The 17,778-nt window shown below is 72.6% G+C and carries 14 protein-coding genes and 1 pseudogene; 8 read left to right on the top strand and 7 right to left on the bottom strand.

Annotated elements, in window-relative coordinates:
• Positions 1-448: 448 nt before the first annotated feature.
• Positions 449-895 (top strand): type II toxin-antitoxin system PemK/MazF family toxin, encoded by a 447-nt coding sequence (locus tag ACYQ8Q_RS40105; RefSeq protein WP_055636018.1) that lies wholly within the window; start codon positions 449-451, stop codon positions 893-895.
• On the opposite strand, the gene ACYQ8Q_RS40100 is transcribed toward ACYQ8Q_RS40105, so the two are convergent.
• A complete protein-coding gene (locus tag ACYQ8Q_RS40100) occupies positions 880-1,719 on the bottom strand; it encodes a TIGR02452 family protein (protein ID WP_460071743.1) in 840 nt (279 codons plus the stop codon). The genes ACYQ8Q_RS40105 and ACYQ8Q_RS40100 overlap by 16 nt on opposite strands.
• A gap of 269 nt (positions 1,720-1,988) precedes the next feature.
• Between ACYQ8Q_RS40100 and egtA the strand changes: the two genes are divergently transcribed.
• Genes egtA through egtD form a run of 4 tightly spaced genes read left to right on the top strand, consistent with a single transcriptional unit; the run spans position 1,989 to position 6,365 of the window.
• Entirely contained in the window at positions 1,989-3,311 is a 1,323-nt protein-coding gene (egtA, locus tag ACYQ8Q_RS40095) for an ergothioneine biosynthesis glutamate--cysteine ligase EgtA (protein WP_460071742.1), read from the top strand.
• Complete coding sequence (gene egtB / locus ACYQ8Q_RS40090; protein ID WP_460071740.1) at positions 3,308-4,627, top strand: ergothioneine biosynthesis protein EgtB; 1,320 nt, start codon at positions 3,308-3,310, stop codon at positions 4,625-4,627. The genes egtA and egtB overlap by 4 nt, the downstream gene beginning before the upstream one ends.
• Entirely contained in the window at positions 4,627-5,406 is a 780-nt protein-coding gene (gene egtC / locus ACYQ8Q_RS40085) for an ergothioneine biosynthesis protein EgtC (protein ID WP_460071739.1), read from the top strand. Before egtB ends, egtC begins: the two co-directional genes overlap by 1 nt.
• Entirely contained in the window at positions 5,403-6,365 is a 963-nt protein-coding gene (gene egtD, locus ACYQ8Q_RS40080; protein WP_460071737.1) for an L-histidine N(alpha)-methyltransferase, read from the top strand. The genes egtC and egtD overlap by 4 nt, the downstream gene beginning before the upstream one ends.
• A 10-nt stretch (positions 6,366-6,375) precedes the next feature.
• Here egtD and ACYQ8Q_RS40075 read toward each other — a convergent pair whose 3' ends face one another.
• On the bottom strand, positions 6,376-7,851 hold the full coding sequence (locus ACYQ8Q_RS40075; RefSeq protein WP_460071736.1) for a glycosyl hydrolase family 28-related protein: 1,476 nt from the start codon (positions 7,849-7,851) through the stop codon (positions 6,376-6,378).
• Between the two features lie 92 nt (positions 7,852-7,943).
• Here ACYQ8Q_RS40075 and ACYQ8Q_RS40070 point away from each other — a divergent pair, with 92 nt between their 5' ends.
• Entirely contained in the window at positions 7,944-8,645 is a 702-nt protein-coding gene (locus ACYQ8Q_RS40070; protein WP_460071734.1) for a CDP-alcohol phosphatidyltransferase family protein, read from the top strand.
• A 21-nt stretch (positions 8,646-8,666) separates the two neighbouring features.
• Here ACYQ8Q_RS40070 and ACYQ8Q_RS40065 read toward each other — a convergent pair.
• The 5 genes and pseudogenes from ACYQ8Q_RS40065 to ACYQ8Q_RS40045 form a co-directional block, all read right to left on the bottom strand.
• A pseudogene (locus tag ACYQ8Q_RS40065) lies at positions 8,667-9,083 on the bottom strand (adenylyltransferase/cytidyltransferase family protein); the annotation flags it as partial.
• Positions 9,080-10,702, bottom strand: coding sequence for a PQQ-binding-like beta-propeller repeat protein (locus ACYQ8Q_RS40060; RefSeq protein WP_460071733.1), 1,623 nt, complete (start codon positions 10,700-10,702; stop codon positions 9,080-9,082). The pseudogene ACYQ8Q_RS40065 and the gene ACYQ8Q_RS40060, both read right to left, overlap by 4 nt.
• Positions 10,703-10,789: 87 nt before the next feature.
• Complete coding sequence (locus ACYQ8Q_RS40055) at positions 10,790-12,334, bottom strand: oligosaccharide flippase family protein (protein ID WP_460071731.1); 1,545 nt, start codon at positions 12,332-12,334, stop codon at positions 10,790-10,792.
• Positions 12,331-13,908 carry a YveK family protein gene (locus ACYQ8Q_RS40050; RefSeq protein WP_460071729.1) on the bottom strand — a complete coding sequence of 526 codons (1,578 nt, stop codon included), beginning with the start codon at positions 13,906-13,908 and terminating at the stop codon, positions 12,331-12,333. Before ACYQ8Q_RS40050 ends, ACYQ8Q_RS40055 begins: the two co-directional genes overlap by 4 nt.
• A complete protein-coding gene (locus ACYQ8Q_RS40045; RefSeq protein ID WP_460071727.1) occupies positions 13,905-15,377 on the bottom strand; it encodes a hypothetical protein in 1,473 nt (490 codons plus the stop codon). Before ACYQ8Q_RS40045 ends, ACYQ8Q_RS40050 begins: the two co-directional genes overlap by 4 nt.
• Positions 15,378-15,564: 187 nt before the next feature.
• Here ACYQ8Q_RS40045 and ACYQ8Q_RS40040 point away from each other — a divergent pair, with 187 nt between their 5' ends.
• Positions 15,565-16,545, top strand: coding sequence for an NAD-dependent epimerase/dehydratase family protein (locus ACYQ8Q_RS40040; protein ID WP_460071725.1), 981 nt, complete (start codon positions 15,565-15,567; stop codon positions 16,543-16,545).
• Positions 16,546-16,576: 31 nt separating this feature from the next.
• A complete protein-coding gene (locus ACYQ8Q_RS40035) occupies positions 16,577-17,776 on the top strand; it encodes a glycosyltransferase family 4 protein (protein ID WP_460071723.1) in 1,200 nt (399 codons plus the stop codon).
• The last annotated feature ends 2 nt before the right edge of the window (positions 17,777-17,778 follow it).

The following is a 17,778-nucleotide window of genomic DNA, read 5'->3' as shown; positions in this document are numbered from 1 at the left end:
GTGACCCCGTGGGTGCCCCGGCGAATGCCGATCGGGGTGACCCGACGGGTGCCCCGGCGAATACCCCTCGGAGCAAGCCGGTGGGCGACCCGGCAAACACCCCCCGGAGCGACCCCGGTGGGCAACCCGGCGAACACCCCCCGGAGCGACGCCGGTGGGCGACCCGGCGAACGCCCCTCGGAGCAAGCCAGTGGGCGACCCGGCGGAACGCCCCTCGGGGTGACCCGTGGGCGACCCGGCAAACACCCCCAGGGCGACCCGGTGGGCGACCCGGCAAACACCCCTCGGAACAAGCCGGTGGGCGATCCGGCACCCCCCCAGAGCGACCCCGGTGGGCGACCCGGCGAACACCCCCCGGAGCAACCCGGTGGGTGACCCGGCGCAGGCCCCTCCGGGCGACCCGGTGGGTGCCATCCGGCTGTGCAGGGGCTGCGATTAGGGTGCCCCCGTGACCGCTTTCACCGATGAGAACGTCCCGGGGCGCTTCGGCCCCTCCGCCACCACCGAGGCCGACCCGCGCGAGGTGGGCCGGGTCCGCACCGAGTACTCCCCCGCGCACGACGGCGACCCGGACCCCGGTGAGATCGTCTGGACCTGGGTGCCCTTCGAAGAGAACGACGGCCGGGGCAAGGACCGCCCGGTGCTCGTCGTCGCCCGTGAGGCGGCCGGCACGTTCCTCGCGGTCCAGCTCTCCAGCAAGCGGCACGACAACGACCGCGAGTGGGTCGGGATCGGCAGCGGCCCCTGGGACCGCACCGGACGGGACTCCTGGGTCGACGTCGACCGCGTCCTGCGCCTCCACGAGGACGGCATGCGCCGCGAGGCCTGCGCACTGGACCGGGGCCGCTTCAACCTCGTCCGGCAGCGGCTGCACGAGCGCTACGGCTGGACCTGAGCCCCACGACTCCCATCCTCGAACACCTGCTCGAAGGCGGCCCGCACCACAGCTCCCGGCGTCCGGTCCAGCACCCCGAACACCACCTGTTCAAACGTCCGCTCGAAGGGGCCGCCGGGGCCGAGCAGCACCCGGAACGCCCCCGCCACCTGCGCGGGGTCGTTGCGGAACACCCCGCAGCCCCACGCGCCCAGCACCAGCCGCCGGTAGCCGTGCGCGGCGGCCGTCTGCAGGACCCGCTCGGCGCGGGACGCGAGGGCGCCCCGCAGCTCCGGCGCCCGCTCGGGCACCGTGCGCAGCACGACACCCGCGTTCGGCGCGGCGCAGGTCAGGAACCCGGCGGTGAACGGCTCGTCCAGCAGCCGGCCCCGGTCGTCCCGGAAGACGGGCACGGCCGGCGAGTGGACGACCCGGTCGGTGTAGAACGGATCGCGACGGGCGCGGTGGTGCTCGTAGAACGCAGGGGCCTCGAGCAGGCAGGTGTACAGCGCGGAGGCCCGGCACAGGGCCTCCTCCTGCGCCTGGGCGCCGTTCAGATAGCCGCCGCCGGGGTTGCGGGCGGAGGCGAAGTTGAGGACGGCGACCGGCGCGTCCGCGAGGCGGCGGGCGGCCTCGGTGCTGCTCTCGCCGGTGACCTCGACGGAGGTGACCACGGAGGGTGCCGGGGGCACCGGAACCGGCTCCGGTCCCAGCATCCGGGTCCCGGCCCGGGCGGCCTCGATCAGCGCCGTCAGCTCCACCGCGCGGCCGCCGGGCGAGCGATAGCCCCCGGCCGCGACGATCCCCTCGGTCTCGCGGGCGATGCCGCGCAGGCGCGCGCTCATGGCGCCACCCCCGTCGTCGTGCTCATGCACGCATCGTGGGCGACGGCGTACGGGCCGTGCAACGAAATTTTCCGATACCGGGAACAGTCAGGGAACTCCCAGGTAACAGCACGCGATCGGCACGGAATCAAAGGCTCACCGAGGTTTATGCACCATTTTGCACCCTTGTGCGTTTCGAATCGAGGGTCTTGGGTGGGACAGATGTGATGGCGGTCCGGCGGCCCCGACGTCGGACCGGTGGCATGGTGGAACCTCAGGAGGATCCCGACATGTCCGATTCGGTCAGCGACTGTACCGACAGCCCAGACAGCCCCACCGACTGTACGGAGCACCGCGACAGCCTCTCCGAAGCCGAGGTGGAGGCCCTGGTCAGGGGCATCTGCTTCAAGACCGGCCCGCCCAGGACGGTCGGCGTCGAACTCGAATGGCTCGTCCACGAGCTGCGCGCCCCGCAGCTCCCCGTGACACCCGAACGACTCGCGGCGGCCTACGCCGCGCTGGAGAGCGTGCCCCTGCGGTCGGCGCTCACCGTCGAGCCCGGCGGCCAGCTGGAGCTCAGCTCTCCGCCCGCCGCCTCCCTCACCGAGTGCGTGGGCACCCTCTCCGCCGACCTGGACGCCGTCCGCGCGGTCCTGCGCGAGCACGAGCTCGTCCTCACCGGCCTCGGCACCGACCCCTGGCACACCCCCCGCCGGTTCCTCCGCGAGCCGCGCTACGACGCCATGGAGGCCTGTCTCGACCGCACCGGCCCGGCCGGCCGCGCCATGATGTGCACCTCGGCCTCCGTACAGGTCTGTCTGGACGCCGGTTACGAGGGGTCCGGCCCGCTGGGGCACGGACGCCGCTGGTGGCTGGCGCACACCCTGGGCGCGGTCCTGGTGGCGGCCTTCGCCAACTCCCCGCTGCTGCGCGGCGACCCGACCGGCTGGCGCTCCACCCGGCAGCTGCTGTGGATGGAGATCGGCGCGGGCCGCGCGGGCGCCCCGGCCCTGGACGGCGACCCCCGTGACGCCTGGGCCCGCCATGTGCTGGACGCGCCGGTGATGTGCGTACGGCGCGACAGCGGGCCGTGGGACGTGCCCGAGCGGATGACGTTCCGTGAGTGGACCCGCACCGGGCGGCCGACCCGTGCCGACCTCGACTACCACCTGACCACGCTGTTCCCGCCGGTCAGGCCGCGCGGCCATCTGGAGCTGCGCATGATCGACGCCCAGCCCGGCGACCACGGCTGGATCGTGCCGGTCGCCGTGACGACGGCCCTCTTCGACGATCCGGAGGCCGCCGAGGAGGCCTGCCACGCCGTGGAGCCCCTGGCCCCGCGGGGACTGCCGCAGCCCGCCCCGCACAATCCGCTGTGGATCGAGGCGGCCCGGTACGGCCTGGCCGACCCCGGACTGCACACGGCCGCCGTGGCCTGCTTCGCCGCGGCCCTGCGCGCCCTGCCCCGGCTCGGCGCCCCCGCCGCGATCGTGGACGCCGTCTCGGAGTACCGGGACCGCTATGTGCTCAAGGGCCGCACCCCCGCCGACGACCAGCTGGACAGCCTGCGCGGCACGGACACCCGCGCGTACGGGAAGGACCCGCGCCGATGACCACCGAGCACCTCCCGGACGCCGACACGCTCCGCGAGCGCGCGCTGACCACCCTGACCACCGCCCGGGACCGCACCACCCTGCTGACCTCCTGCGTCGAGGACCCGGACCTCACCGCCCAGCACTCCCCGCTGATGTCCCCGCTGGTGTGGGACCTCGCGCACATCGGCAACCAGGAGGAGCTCTGGCTGCTGCGCACGGTGGGCGGCCGGGAGCCGATGCGCCCCGAGATCGACGGCCTGTACGACGCCTTCGAGCACCCGCGTGCCGAACGCCCCTCGCTGCCGCTGCTGCCGCCCGCGGAGGCCCGCGCCTACGCGGCGGAGGTGCGCGGGCGGGTGACGGACGTGCTGGAGTCGGCCGACTTCCACGGCACCCGGCTCACCGAGGCGGGGTTCGCCTTCGGGATGATCGCCCAGCACGAACAGCAGCACGACGAGACCATGCTGATCACCCATCAGCTGCGGCTGGGCCCGCAGGTCCTCACCGCTCCCGATCCGGCGCCGGCGCCGCTGTTCACCGGTCCGGCCGAAGTCCTGGTCCCCGGCGGCCCGTTCACCATGGGCACCTCCGCCGAGCCCTGGGCGCTGGACAACGAACGCCCCGCGCACCGGCGCGAGGTGGCCCCCTTCCACATCGACACCACCCCGGTCACCAACGCCGCCTACCAGGCGTTCATCGAGGACGGCGGCTACGACGAGCCGCGCTGGTGGACGAAGGAGGGCTGGGCGCACATCCGCCGGCACGGCCTCCACGCGCCGCTGTTCTGGCACCGCGACGCCGGGCAGTGGCTGCGCCGCCGGTTCGGGATCACCGAGGTCGTCCCGCCCGACGAGCCGGTCCTGCACGTGTGCTGGTACGAGGCCGACGCCTACGCCCGCTGGGCCGGGCGCCGACTGCCCACCGAGGCCGAGTGGGAGAAGGCGGCCCGTTTCGACCCGGCGACCGGCGGCTCGATGCGCTACCCGTGGGGCGACGCCGACCCCGCGCCCGAGCACGCCAACCTGGGCCAGCGCCATCTGCGCCCCGCGCCCGCCGGCAGCTACCCGGAGGGCGGGTCCCCGCTCGGCGTACGGCAGTTGATCGGCGACGTCTGGGAGTGGACGGCGAGCGACTTCCTCCCCTACCCCGGCTTCACCGCGTTCCCCTACAAGGAGTACTCGGAGGTGTTCTTCGGCCCCGAGTACAAGGTGCTGCGCGGCGGTTCGTTCGCGGTGGACCCGGTGGCCTGCCGGGGCACGTTCCGCAACTGGGACCTCCCGATCCGGCGGCAGATCTTCTCCGGCTTCCGCACCGCCCGCTCGGGGAATCTCTGATGTGCCGTCATCTCGCCTGTCTGGGGCCCCCGGAGCCGCTCGGCCGGATCCTGGTGGACCCCCCGCACGGGCTGTACCGGCAGTCGTGGGCGCCCAGGCGGCAGCGGTACGGGACGGTCAACGCCGACGGTTTCGGCGTGGGCTGGTACGCCGAGGGCGATCCGGTCCCGGCCCGCTACCGCCGTGCCGGGCCGGTCTGGGCCGACCTGTCGTTCGCCGACCTGGCGCGTGTGGTGCGCTCCGGCGCGGTGCTGGCCGCCGTACGGGACGCGACGCTCGCCGGGGCCGACGCGGAGGCCGCCGCGGCGCCGTTCACGGGCGGGCCCTGGCTGTTCAGCCACAACGGGGCGGTGCCGGGCTGGCCGGACTCCCTGGCGGTCCTCGCCCACACTCTGCCCGCGGCGGATCTGCTGTCGATGGAGGCCCGGACCGACTCCGCGTTCGTCTGGGCGCTGGTCCTGGCCCGGCTGCGGGCCGGCGATCCCGGTGGGCAGGCCCTGGCCGACACCGCCTCGGAGGTCGCGGCGGCGGCCCCCGGCTCCCGGCTCAACCTGCTGCTCACCGACGGCGCGACCATCACCGCCACCGCCTGGGGCGACTCCCTCTGGTACCGCACCGACCCCGGCCGGCGCACGGTCGTGGCCTCCGAACCGTACGACGACGACCCGCACTGGCTGGAGGTCCCCGACCGCACCCTCCTCACCGCGAACCGCACCGAGGTCCTCCTCACCCCCCTCAAGGAGCCGGTGTCCGCACCACCCAAGGAGCCCCGCACGTGAGTCCGTTCCAGATCTCCCGCACCCTCCCCGAGGACGCCACGGACGCGGCCCTGCGGGCCGATGTCCTGCGGGGCCTGACCACCGCCCCGAAGACGCTGCCGCCCAAGTGGTTCTACGACGCCCGCGGCAGCGAGCTGTTCGAGCGCATCACCGAACTGTCGGAGTACTACCCGACGCGCGCCGAGCGCGAGATCCTCGTGGACCGCGCCGACGACATCGCCCGTGCCGCCCGCGCCCGCACGCTCGTCGAACTCGGGTCGGGGTCCTCGGAGAAGACCCGCCATCTCCTCGACGCGCTGACCGGACTGGCCACGTACGTGCCCGTCGACGTCAGCGAGAGCGCGCTCACCCAGGCGGGTCACGCCTTGATCGCCGAGCGGCCCGGATTGGACGTGCACGCCCTCATCGCGGACTTCACCAAGGAGGTCGCCCTGCCGGACACGCCGGGCCCGCGTCTGCTGGCGTTCCTCGGCGGCACCATCGGCAACCTGCTGCCGGCCGAACGCGCGGTGTTCCTGGGCTCGCTGCGCGCCCTGCTGTCCCCGGGCGACACGCTGTTGCTCGGCACGGACCTCGTCAAGGACGAGGAGGTGCTGGTCCGGGCGTACGACGACGCGGCCGGGGTGACGGCCGAGTTCAACAAGAACGTCCTGGCCGTCGTCAACCGCGAGCTGGGCGCGGACTTCGACCCCGGGGCCTTCGATCACGTCGCGCTGTGGGACGCGCGCAGTGAGTGGATCGAGATGCGGCTGCGCTCGCGCACCGAGCAGACCGTGAAGATCCCCACGCTGGGCCTGGCCGTGGACTTCGCTCCCGGCGAGGACCTGCGCACCGAGGTGTCGGCGAAGTTCCGCGAGGAGGGTGTGCGAACCGAACTGGCCGCCGCAGGGCTTGAGCTGACCCACTGGTGGACGGACGGCGCGCGTCGGTTCGCGCTGTCGCTGAGCACCGTCCGCTGACCTCGCGCCCTCACGCGGGCGGAGGCGTCTGCGCCGGGGCCGCCGTCGGGTTCGCGGTCCCGGCCGGACCGGCGGTCGGCACCCCGGGGGCCACCTGCGTAGCCGGAGCCGACGGCGGGGCGTCGCCCGCCGGTTCCGGGGCGCGGGCCGTCGCCGGGTCGGTGGCGTCGGCATCGGCACCGGCATCGGCCAGGCAGTCGACGAAGCTGACGAAATCGGCCTTCGCGGAGCCGTCGGTGACCGCGAACTCCTCCTGCGGATGGCTGCGCAGCAGACACATGTCATAGCGGGCGACCGTCGGCAGGGAGTCGCGTGCGCCGTCCGTTCGGTATTCGTGCCGGCCGACCAACTGGCAGGAGTCGTACCGGATCAGGGGCCCCCGCGGCCCCACGACATAGCGGTGCGGCCGCACTTCGGGCGCGAAGTCCTTGAAAGCCAGCCCGGTGTCGTCGCAGTCGCTGAAGTGGACCGTGCCGCTCTTCCACACACAGTCGATGACCCGCGCGTCGGGATTGCGCACCTCGAACCGGATGTCCTGGGCGTGGAAGCGCTGCACCGAGTCGTGGTGCCGGGCGACGGGGAACCGGAAGAACGTGCTCGTGGTGCCGTACTCCTGGCTCGGCGGCCGGGTGCCCGTGATGATGTACGAGCCGCCCCGGCAGGTGATGGAGCCCCCGTAGGGGAACTCCAGGAAGTTGCCCCAGTCGTACTCGACCTTCATGTCGGTGAACCAGTAGTTGAGGAACTGGTCCTGGTCGTTGGGCTGTTGCCCCCGGCCGGTGACGCCCGAGTAGAGGAACGCCCTGCGGTAGGCGCCGCCGACCCGGCACGCCTCCCAGCGCATCTCGGAGTTGGTGTCGGTGCCGTCCAGCGAGATGCCGTACTCCCACTCCCCCATCCACTCGCACTCCGAGAACCGGTAGTCCTGCGCCTGGCCGGTGGAATAGGAGCTGAAGAAGGAGGCGCCCGGGGTCGCCGAGCGGAACTGGATGCGCTCGAAGGACAGGTTGGCCCAGATGTCCTCGTTGCGGCACAGATAGGAGCCGGGGCCGACCGGCGGGCGGAAGACCAGGGTGGTCATGCGCTTGCCCGCGCCGGAGAAGCGCAGCCCGTTGGCCGGGCGCAGCGGCGCGGCCCCGTTCAGCAGGGCGTTCGGGTGGGTGATGAGGAACTCGCCGGGCGGGATCTCGATCACGGTGCGGCCGATGCCCCGGGAGACCCGGGCGGCGGCTAGGGCGTAGGCGTACTCGAACGCGGCGGTGTCGTCGGCGAGTCCGTCGCCCACCGCACCGAGGTCGCGGACGTTGATCACCCGGGACAGCAGACCGGCGGAGGCCGGCGCCCGCACCGCACCGGCGGGGCCGACCGCGGCGCCGGGGCCGCTTCCCGGTCCCGACGCGGCGGACGCGCTGTGGCCGGTGAGGACCGTCGCGCCCAGCAGGGTCACCCCGCCACGCAGAAGCTGCCGACGGCTCACACGGGACATCCCGCCTCCCCACTCTGCCATAATTGCCTTCTTTCCAATGATTTGTAAGCCATTCGGTGAATTTGCCTGAATAGATATGAATAAGGAGGAAAATGGCCGAGTTTGTTGAGGTTCTCCGGCATCTGTCGGCGGCACAGAAGCCCGCGAAGGGGGTCTCGCTCTACACCCGGTTCGTCAACCGCCCGGCCGGGCGGGTCCTGGCCGCGCTGGCCTATCAGGCGGGGGCGACACCCAATCAGCTGACCGTCCTCGGCGCCCTGTTCACCTTTCCGGCGCTGGCCGCGGTGGCCCTGCTGCCGCCCACGCCGTCGATGGCGGCCTGCGTGGGCGCGGCCCTGGCCGTGGGGTTCTTCCTGGACTCGGCGGACGGTCAGCTGGCGCGGGGACAGCGGTCGGGGAGTCCGTCGGGCGAGTGGCTCGACCATGTGCTGGACTGCGTCAAGATCCTCACCCTGCACCTGGTGGTGCTGGTGTCGTTCTACCGGTTCTTCGCCCTGCCGAGCCCGCTCTGGCTGCTGGCGCCGATGGTCTTCCAGCTCGCGGCCGTGGTGATCTTCTTCGCCGGGATCCTGACGGAGAAGCTCAAGCGGCGGACACCGGGCGAGGTTCCGCCCGGTGCGCCCCCGGCCTTCAGGGCCGTCCTGCTGCTGCCCGTCGACTACGGCCTGACCTGTCTGGCCTTCCTATTCCTGGGCAGTCAGGACGTCTTCCTTGCGGTGTACGCCACGCTGCTGCTGGCACACGTCCTGTTCATGGCCGCCTTCCTGGTGAAGTGGTTCCGGGAGCTGCGCTGAGGGGATCGACGGCGGCTCGTGGGCGGCCAGCATCCTGAGCGCGCTGCGCAGCAGGGTGCTGGAGGTGTGCATGGTGTACGGGAAGTAGACGACCTCCACACCGACCTCCCCGAACCGCCGCTCGTACTCGAGCCACTTGGGGGTGCCGCGCCAGTCGTCGCCCTTGAAGATGACGTGGAAGCCGACCCGCTTCCAGGTGATGAGCTTGTCGACCTCCGTCTCCACGATGGCGTCGTCGACGTACTTCACACTGCGGACGATGTCGAGCCGCTCGGCGAGCGGGACGACCGGGACCTTGCCCTTCAGCCGTGCCGTCAACTCGTCGGAGCTCACCCCCGCGACGAGCCGGTCGCAGTGCCGCCGGGCCTCGCGCAGGATGTTGAGGTGGCCGATGTGGAACAGGTCGTAGACGCCGGGGGCGAATCCGATGCGGGTCATCGCGCCTCACCCTTTCCTCGCTGGGCCGTCCGGCCGGACTGCGCGGCCTGGGCGCCGTCCTGGGCCGTCTGCTTCGGCGCCGTCGTGGTCTGCTGCGCCGGCTTCTTGGGCACGTTCACGGTCAGGGAACGGGACCTGGCCGCGGTGTTGGCGCCGTCCGTCACCTCGATGGCGTACTGGTGGCGCGAGCCGGCCGGCACCGTGTCGGTCCAGGTCATCCGGGGGCGGTCCCAGAAGGCGGAGGACTTGGCCTTGGTCGTGACCAGCTTGCCGTCGCGGTAGACGCGGTACGTCAGGACGGCGTCGTCGCGGTCCCAGGCGGCCCGCCAGGCGAGGGTGACCTTGCCGGGCTCGGCCGCCGACAGGGACAGCGTGGGCGGCTCCTCCGGAGCGCCGGTGTCCTTGTCACCGAAGCGGGTGAGGCCCTGCTGGGGCGCCTCGTTGACCTCGGTGAACTCACCGCCCGCCCACAGGACGCCCCGTGACGCCACCAGGACGCGGGGGCCGACCTGCTCGCCGAGGCCGCCGTTGGTGTCGGGGAACCAGTGCAGGATCCTGCGGTCGTCGACCCGCTGGGCCAGGAAGTGCTGGCGGTCGCCCCGGTCGGGGAAACCACCGGGCGTCTCGTTGCAGTCGTGGGCGTGCGAGGCGCTGTAGAGCACCCCGTTGTAGGGCAGGACGGACTGGGTGGCGCCACGGCAGGTGTCGTTCCACACCATGATGCCGGTGGCGGTCCGGCCCGCGATCCGGCCGTCGTAGATGCCCGGGCCATGGCCCTCGGCGCCCACGAAGAAACGGGAGTTGTCCTGGGCGATCGTCTTCACCGACGACTGGCTCGGGAACCAGCCGGGGTAGGCGAGCACGGTGGCGCCGGTGACGGGGTTCAGGGTGACCAGGGAACGGGCACGTTGCCCGTTGACCTGCTCGAAGTCGCCGCCCACGAAGAGGCGCCCCTGCGAGAGCGCGGCCGACAGGGCGCGCACCGGCTGGTCGAGTTCGGCCTTGAAGGGCAGCAGCGCGCCCTTGGGCGTGACGGCGGCGATACGGCTCCTGGTCTCGCCGGAGACCCGGCCGAAGTCACCGCCGAGGTAGATCGCCCGGTCGGTGGGCTCGACGGCCCGCACGGTCGAGGACACGGTCGGCCTGAACTCCTTGCGCACCGAGCAGTCGGCGGTGTTGAGCGCGACCACGTTGGCCGCCTTCTCTGAGCCGACGGTGTCGAAGGACCCGCCGATGTACAGCACCCGGCCGTCCGCGGAGGCCTTCATGGCCCGCACGGTGTGGTTGTGCCCGGTGAAGGCCGGGGCGCAGGGCAGGAGTTTGCCGGTCACGGCGTCGAACGCGGCGAAGTTGCGGCGGGCCACCAGCTTCCGGCCCGGCGCCGCACCCGGCGGGCGGACCGCCTCGAAGGTTCCTCCGACGTAGACGACGCCGTTCGCGGCGGCCATCGACCACACGATGCCTTCGGTCTGCCAGGTCGGCAGCGCATCGGCGGAGAACGTCTTCGGACCGCTGTCGGCGGCCGCGGCGAGGGAGGCGTCGAGCAGGGCTGCGGAACACACGAGGGCGGTGACGGCGACCCTGGTGACCGGCTTCGAACGGAGCTTTCTCAGGTGCAAGGGAACCCCGGGTGGCAGTGGTGGGAGTGGTACGGAGCTCGGAAGACGCCCACCGAGTGGGCCGCGGCGCTGCGGCCGGGGCCGGCCTCATGCGGCGCGGCGGCGCAGCACTCCGGCCAGCTCGGTCACTCTCAGCGACGTCCGATATCGCCACAAACTAATAGCAAATACACACATTCCCAAGGCCATCGCCACGGCGAGTCCTGATGGAGTGTCACCTTCCCTCGTACGGGCGGCTCCCAGCACCACGCAGACCGTGAGGGCGACTCCCAGAGCGGTGACATAGCCGCGGTCGACGGTGGTGAAGCCGAGACGCCACCGGATCAGCAGCGCCGCCGCGAGGTTCTCCACGACGATGGCCGCGCCCCAGGACACGGCGGCGCCGAGCACGCCCCAGGCCGGGACGGCGAGCACCCCGACGGTGAGCTGCACCGTGAACGCGACCGCGGTGACGGCCAGATGCCAGGAGCTGCGGCCGGCCATCAGCAGCACGGTCTGGGCGTTGCCGACGGCGACGTTGACCACCGAGGCCGCGCACAGCACGACCAGGGCGGGGGCGCCGCGGACGAACTCCGGCCCGAAGGCGGACAGGAAGGTCGCGGGGAAGGACGCGAGGAGGGCGAACAGCGGCCAGGAGAACAGCACGATCCAGCAGGTCGACACGCGGTGCAGGGAGTGCGCCTCGGTGTCCTCGTCGAGGGCGAGCAGCCGGCTGACCTCCGGCGCGACGGCGAGCCGTACGGCGAGCTGGAGGAGCGTGCCCGCGGTGACGACACGGCCGATCGCGGTGTAGACGCCGGCCTCCCCCGCGGTGGCCATGGCCGACAGCAGGATGACGCCGACCCACACGGCGCTGATGTCGAAGACGGAGGAGACCGCGCGGGGCGCGGCGAAGCCCCAGAACGTCCGCCAGGACACGGACCCGCCGTCGGCCGGGGGTGTCGTCGGCCCCCGGCCGGCCCGGCAGCGGCGCAGGGTGAACCAGGCGGCCACGGAACCGGCCAGCGCCGGCAGCAGCCACGCCGAGGCCAGCGCGGTCATGCTGGGCAGCAGGAAGGCGACCGGGAGGGCGATCAGCAGCCGCAGCACCGGCTTGCCGATCTGCTCCACCGCGACGAACGGGACGACCGTGCCGTAGGCCCGGGTGGCGCCGAGCAGGACCATGCCCACGGTGGCCACGGGCAGGAAGACGCCGAAGAGCCGTACCAGGGAGACGGCGTCCGCCGGGGGCAGTTGGGGCAGCAGCAGCCGGGCCGCGGTGGAGGACAGCAGCAGGGGCGCGGCGGCCGCGGTGGAGACCACGGCGGCGGGCAGGACGGCCATGCGCAGCAGGTCGGGGACCGAGCGGCCGTCGTGCAGGGCGAGGTCCCGGGGGACGAAACGAATGAGCCCGGCGTCGGCGCCGAGCTTGCAGGTGTTGCTGAGGATGGTGAACAGGGCGACGCCGGTGAAGACCACGCCCGAGCCGTCCGCGCCGACGGCGCGGGTGAACAGGCCGACCAGCAGGAAGGAGAAGACGGCGTTGGCGACGGAACCCGCCATGCCCCACCACCCGCCCCGGGCGACCGCCGCCACCGCGCGCGGGGCCTTCGCCCCGGCGCGGGTGGGAGCGGTCGTGTCGGCAGCGGTCACCGCCGGGAGATGGAGAAGGTGCCGTCCTGCGCGGGAAGTTCCATCGGCGCGGCGGGGTGCGAGGCCGGACGGTACTTCGGGCGGCGGCGCGGCAGCCGCAGGCGGCGGGGCCGGGCGGCGTCGAGGACCGTGCCGAGGAGGCGTCCGCCGGAGCAGTCGACCAGTTCCTGCACCTGGCGCAGGTCGTCCTGCCGGGTGGCGCCGAGGCCGACGACCAGCACCACGCCGTCGACGCGCTGGGCCACGGCGAGCGCGTCGGCGTGCGTGAGGAACGGCCCCGTCACGACGACGGTGGTGGACTCGGTGCCCGGCCGCAGCCGATGGGCCTCGGTCGACAGGCTCGAGCGGGTGTGCGCGCCGATCCCGCCGCCGGAGCGGAAGGCCAGCCGCCCGGAGACGTCGGCGTCGACGAGGACGCTCCCGCTGGGCAGGAACGCCTCCTCCAGGGTGGGCGCCTCGTACGGCATCAGCGGCAGCCGGTCCGAGAGCCTGGAGGCGTCGGAGTCGGCGTCGACCAGCAGGACCTCGCCGCCGTACTCGGCGAGGGCGGCGGCCAGGTTGGCGGCGACCTCCTCGGCGGCCTCGGCGTCGCGCGGGGCGACGACGAGCACCTGGCCGGGCCCCGAGGGGCTGTCGGTCTTGCGCAGCCGGAAGGCCAGGGCGCGGAACGCCTCCGCGCGGGTGCCGCCGGTGCGGCCGACCTTCAGCAGTTCGTCGCGCCCGTCCTCGTCGTCGGGCAGGATGCCGAGCACCGGGGCGCGCAGCGCGCCGCGCAGTTCGCCGACCGAGCGGATCCGGGAGTCCAGGGCGGAGCGCAGCCAGGCCAGCACCAGGCCGAGCAGCAGGCCGCACACCAGGCCGAGGGCGAGCAGGACGCGCAGACCGGGGCCGACCGGCAGGTGCGGGGCGCTGGCCCGGCGGACGACGTCACCGGCGTCGGTGTCCCGGGACTTGATGTCCAGGACGCGCTTCTGGAGGGTGTAGAGCTGGCTCTGCGCGGCCGTCTTGGCGTCCTTCTGCCCCAGCTTCTCCTCGGCCAGATCCTGGTTGAGCACCCGGATCTGCTGGCCGAGGGCGTCGGTCGCGCGCCGGACGGCGGCGTCGTTGCGGCTCTTGCGGTCGGTGAGGTAGGCCTCGGCGAAGGCGTTGGCGCCCTCCGCCGCGCGCCGAGGGCTGCCGGCGGTGAACTCGAAGCGCAGTACCCGGGACTTCATCGGGTTGGTGACGCGCAGCCGGGCGGCGAGCCCGTTCGCCTGGCTCTCGGGCAGGCGCAGGGCGCGGGCGACACGGCGGGCGACCTCGGCGCTGGTGGCGACCTGCTGCTCGGTGGTCATGCTGACCTGGTTGTCGGCGGAGACCCCGACCGCGCCGAACGGGTCGGCGGTGGAGCGCACCAGGACCTCCCCGGTGGCGGTGTAGGTGTGCGCGCGGTACTCGGCCAGCGCCAGCCCGCCGAGCAGTCCCAGGACCAGGCCCAGCGCGATCAGGGCGCGGTGGCGAAGGATGCGGCGCAGTTGGTCGCGTAGTTGGTCCGGCTCGTCGTACCGGTCGTCGAGATGGATGGGGCCGGTCACGGGTGCCCTCCTGTTCCGGGGATCGATGCGTGACGGGGGGTTGCGGCCGGCATCGCCGATGAGCGGAACCGGGATGCCCGGGCGACGGGGGTGGTGATGAGCAGCGGTACGGCCACCAGCAGGGTCAGCGGACCCGCGATGGCGAGCAGGCTGCCGCGCAGGAAGACCATCTGGTAGAAGGCGAACGCGGGGACGAGCAGGGCGGCGAGGGCGGCGGGGCTCTCGCGCAGCCGGTGGCGGATGTCGTCCACGCGCCGGCCGAACGCGCCGAGCAGGAGGAAGACGAGGATCACGGCGAGGGGGCCGGCCCACAGGTAACTCTCGATCCACAGGGGCGCGGAGAGGTTGTGGAACTCGTACCCGGCGTACTCGGCCAGGGAGATGCCGGTGTCCTTGGGTTTCTCCGGCCACATCGCGCGCGGCACCATGAACAGCGGCGGGCCGAGGACGTTCTGCGGGGAGAACCCGTGGTCGTGGGCGTAGTCGACGCCGGTCTGCATCTGCTGGAAGGCGTCGTAGTCGCCGTTGGAGGTGAACTGGTCGGCGAGGGAGGCGACGGTGAGGGTCTCCCGGTCGCTGTAGCGGAAGTAGTCGCTGTAGGGGAAGACGAACAGCAGTGCGGCGAGGATCGCGGCCGAGGTGACGCGGAAGGCCCGGGGCCGGCAGAGCCGGGGCACCGAGAAGAGCAGGGTCAGCAGGACCATGCCGGCCCAGAACCGCGGCTTGCTGATGGGGTTGTTGACGACCACGTTCAGGGCGAGCAGCACGGGCAGCAGCAGCCAGCGCACCGCGCGCAGCCAGCGGTCGCCGCCGGGGCGGCACGGCACCCTGAGCAGCCCGAGCAGCGCCCAGAACGCGGGCACCGACAGCGACCAGCTGAGCAGGGAGCGCAGCGAGGCGTCCTCCCCGCCGGCCTCGGTGATGGCCTGCCGGCTGGTGAAGTACGCGCCCAGTCGGCCGGGTTGGCCTGCGATGAGCACGGCGGCGAGGCCGAGGGCGAGCGCGCACAGGGCGAGCAGCCGCCAGGGCGCGACACGGCGGGCGAGGATGCGTTCCAGGCGTCCGGGCGGGGCGGTGTCCCCGCGGGCGCGTTCCCGGCGGGCGGCGAGGGCCGCTCCCGCGCTGTGCGCGAGGAGGCCGAGTTCGACGAGGGCCACGGCCATGAGCGCGGTGGTCTCGTCGGTCCGGTACGGCCAGGGGTACGCGTCGGCGGCGAGCATCGCCAGGCCCGCCAGCCCCAGCCAGATGTAGGCGAAGACCCAGAAGCCGAGGGCGACGAATTGCACCCGGGACGCGGTGAGCACCCGGGCGAGCGCACCGCCGCTGTGCACCACGACGACGCCTTGCAGGACGAGCGCGGCCGACGGGTGCGCGCCGTGCGACTGGAGGATCAGCCCCGGCAGCAGGACCGTCAGCGCCACGGCCCAGAGGGAGACCGCAGCCACACTGCGGACGCGAGCGTCCTGCATCCCGGCCTCTCCGTCGAGCGAATATTTAGGCTGAAACATCACTGAAGGATATATAGCGCTTAGATCGCCCTAATCACCCCAGGCGCGCAGAAATCGCGAAATTCTCGGCGTGCCAATTACCCCAAATCATGACAAGTCTGCATAGCTTATCGGCCATCAGATCTCCCGATTCACAGAGGAGTTGCGCATGAGCCAGCAGGTAGACGTCGTCGTCGCCGGGGGCGGGGGATTCATCGGCGGTCACCTGGTGGGCGACCTTCTCGCCCAGGGCCTGACCGTCCGCTCCGTCGACATCAAGCCGCGCCAGGACTGGTACCAGGTCCACCCCGACGCCGAGAACGCGGTCGCCGACCTCTCGCTCCTGGACAGCGCCCGCGTGGCGGTCCGGGGCGCACGCCAGGTGTACATGCTGGCCGCCGACATGGGCGGCATGGGCTTCATCGAGAACAACAAGGCCGCCTGCATGATGTCGGTGCTCACCAGCACCCATATGCTCCAGGCGGCCCACGAGGCCGGTGTGGAACGCTACTTCTACTCCTCCTCCGCCTGCGTGTACGCCGCCGGCAAGCAGACCGACCCGGCCCTGACCGCCCTCAAGGAGGAGGACGCCTACCCGGCGCAGCCCGAGGACGGCTACGGCTGGGAGAAGCTGTTCTCCGAGCGCATGTGCCGGCACTACGCCGAGGACTACGGCTTCGTCACCCGCGTCGCCCGCTACCACAACGTGTACGGCCCGCACGGCACCTGGACCGGCGGCCGGGAGAAGGCGCCGGCCGCGGTGTGCCGGAAGATCGCCGAGGCGGTCCTCAGCGGCGACCACCGGATCGAGATCTGGGGCGACGGGCTCCAGAGCCGTTCGTTCATGTACATCGACGACTGCGTGCACGGCAGCCAGATGATCCTGAACGGCGACAGCGGGATCCCGGTCAACCTCGGCTCCTCGGAGCTGGTCACCATCAACCAGCTCGTCGACCTCGTCGAGGAGATCGCCGGTGTCCGCTGCGAGCGCGCGTACCGCCTCGACGCCCCGCAGGGGGTGCGCGGCCGCAACTCCGACAACACCCTGATCCAGGAGATCCACGGCTGGGAGCCGTCGGTGACCCTGCTCGACGGTCTGGAGACGACCTACGCCTGGGTCTACGACCAGGTCAAGCGCTCCCAGCAGTGAGCCGCGGGCGAGCAGAGGAGGCGGTGAACCCATGAGGATCCTCGTCCACGACTACAGCGGCCACCCCTTCCAGGCCCAGCTCAGCCGTGAACTGGCGCGCCGCGGTCACGACGTCGTCCACTCGACCTGCACGGCCTACGTCTCCGGCAAGGGCAACCTCGCCGGGGACACCCCCGGGCTGCGCTTCGTCACCATCGGCGACGGCACCGCGCTGCGCAAGGACGCCTACTTCCGCCGACTGCGCCAGGAGACCCTGCTGGGCCTGGAACTGGCCCGGCAGGTACGGCGGGAGAAGCCGGACGTGGCGCTGCTGTCGAACATGCCGATCCCGGTGCTGGTGGTCGCGGCGGGTGTGCTGCGGCGGATGGGCGTCCCGTGGGTGCTGTGGCACCAGGACGTGACGGCGGAGGCGCTGAAGAGCTTCGCCGCCGAGAAGGTCGCGCGGTCCATGGGCGTCGCCGCGAAGGTGTTCGGGGCCGGCGAGAAGTGGTCGGCGCGGCAGGCCGCGGCCGTCGTGGTGATCGCCGAGTCGTTCCTGCGCGTGCACCGCGCGTGGGGCACGGCCGGCAAGGTCACCGTCATCCCCAACTGGGCGCCGCTGGACGAGATCGTGCCGGTGGACCGGGCCAACGCCTGGTCGGCCGAGCAGGGCCTGGACGGCGTGCGGACGGTGCTGTACTCGGGCACGCTCGGCCTGAAGCACAACCCGGAGCTGCTGGTGCGGCTGGCCGAGCGGCTGGGCGCGCGGGGCACCCCGGTGCGGCTGGTCGTCGTCAACGACGGCCCGGCGGTGCCGGTGCTGCGCAGGGCGGCGGCCGAGCGGGGCGTCGATCTGACCCTGCTGCCCTTCCAGCCCTACGAGCGGCTGCCCGAGGTGCTGGGCTCGGGCGATCTCCTCGTGGTGCTGCTGGGCGCGGACGCCGGGGAGTTCTCGGTGCCGTCGAAGACCCTGTCGTACCTGTGCGCCGGACGTCCCGTGCTCGGGCTGATGCCGGCCGGCAACCTGGCGGCGCAGCTGCTGCGCCGCGCCGGGTCGGCGGTGTTCCCGCCGGAGGAGACCTCGCTCGACGAGGCCGCCTCCTGGGGGCGGGAGATCCTGTCCGACCCGGCGCGCGCCGAGTCGCTGGGCAAGGAGAGCCGGGCCCTGGCCGAGCGGGAGTTCGCCCTGGAGGACTGTGCCTCGCGCTTCGAGGACATCCTCCGTACGGCGAGCCGCGCGCGGCGGCACTGAAC

Source organism: Streptomyces sp. YKOK-I1 (assembly GCF_054660435.1).
Note: the sequence above shows the minus strand (reverse complement) of the source record. Positions and strands in the feature narration are given on the sequence as shown.

What these genes read in the sequence shown, in the direction of transcription:
- ACYQ8Q_RS40045 (WP_460071727.1), bottom strand. Translation starts at nt 15,377, where the DNA reads ATGCAGGACGCTCGCGTCCGCAGTGTGGCTGCGGTCTCCCTCTGGGCC.
- ACYQ8Q_RS40100 (WP_460071743.1), bottom strand. Translation starts at nt 1,719, where the DNA reads ATGAGCGCGCGCCTGCGCGGCATCGCCCGCGAGACCGAGGGGATCGTC.
- egtB (WP_460071740.1), top strand. Translation starts at nt 3,308, where the DNA reads ATGACCACCGAGCACCTCCCGGACGCCGACACGCTCCGCGAGCGCGCG.
- egtC (WP_460071739.1), top strand. Translation starts at nt 4,627, where the DNA reads ATGTGCCGTCATCTCGCCTGTCTGGGGCCCCCGGAGCCGCTCGGCCGG.
- egtA (WP_460071742.1), top strand. Translation starts at nt 1,989, where the DNA reads ATGTCCGATTCGGTCAGCGACTGTACCGACAGCCCAGACAGCCCCACC.
- ACYQ8Q_RS40040 (WP_460071725.1), top strand. Translation starts at nt 15,565, where the DNA reads ATGAGCCAGCAGGTAGACGTCGTCGTCGCCGGGGGCGGGGGATTCATC.
- ACYQ8Q_RS40070 (WP_460071734.1), top strand. Translation starts at nt 7,944, where the DNA reads ATGGCCGAGTTTGTTGAGGTTCTCCGGCATCTGTCGGCGGCACAGAAG.
- ACYQ8Q_RS40075 (WP_460071736.1), bottom strand. Translation starts at nt 7,851, where the DNA reads ATGTCCCGTGTGAGCCGTCGGCAGCTTCTGCGTGGCGGGGTGACCCTG.
- ACYQ8Q_RS40035 (WP_460071723.1), top strand. Translation starts at nt 16,577, where the DNA reads ATGAGGATCCTCGTCCACGACTACAGCGGCCACCCCTTCCAGGCCCAG.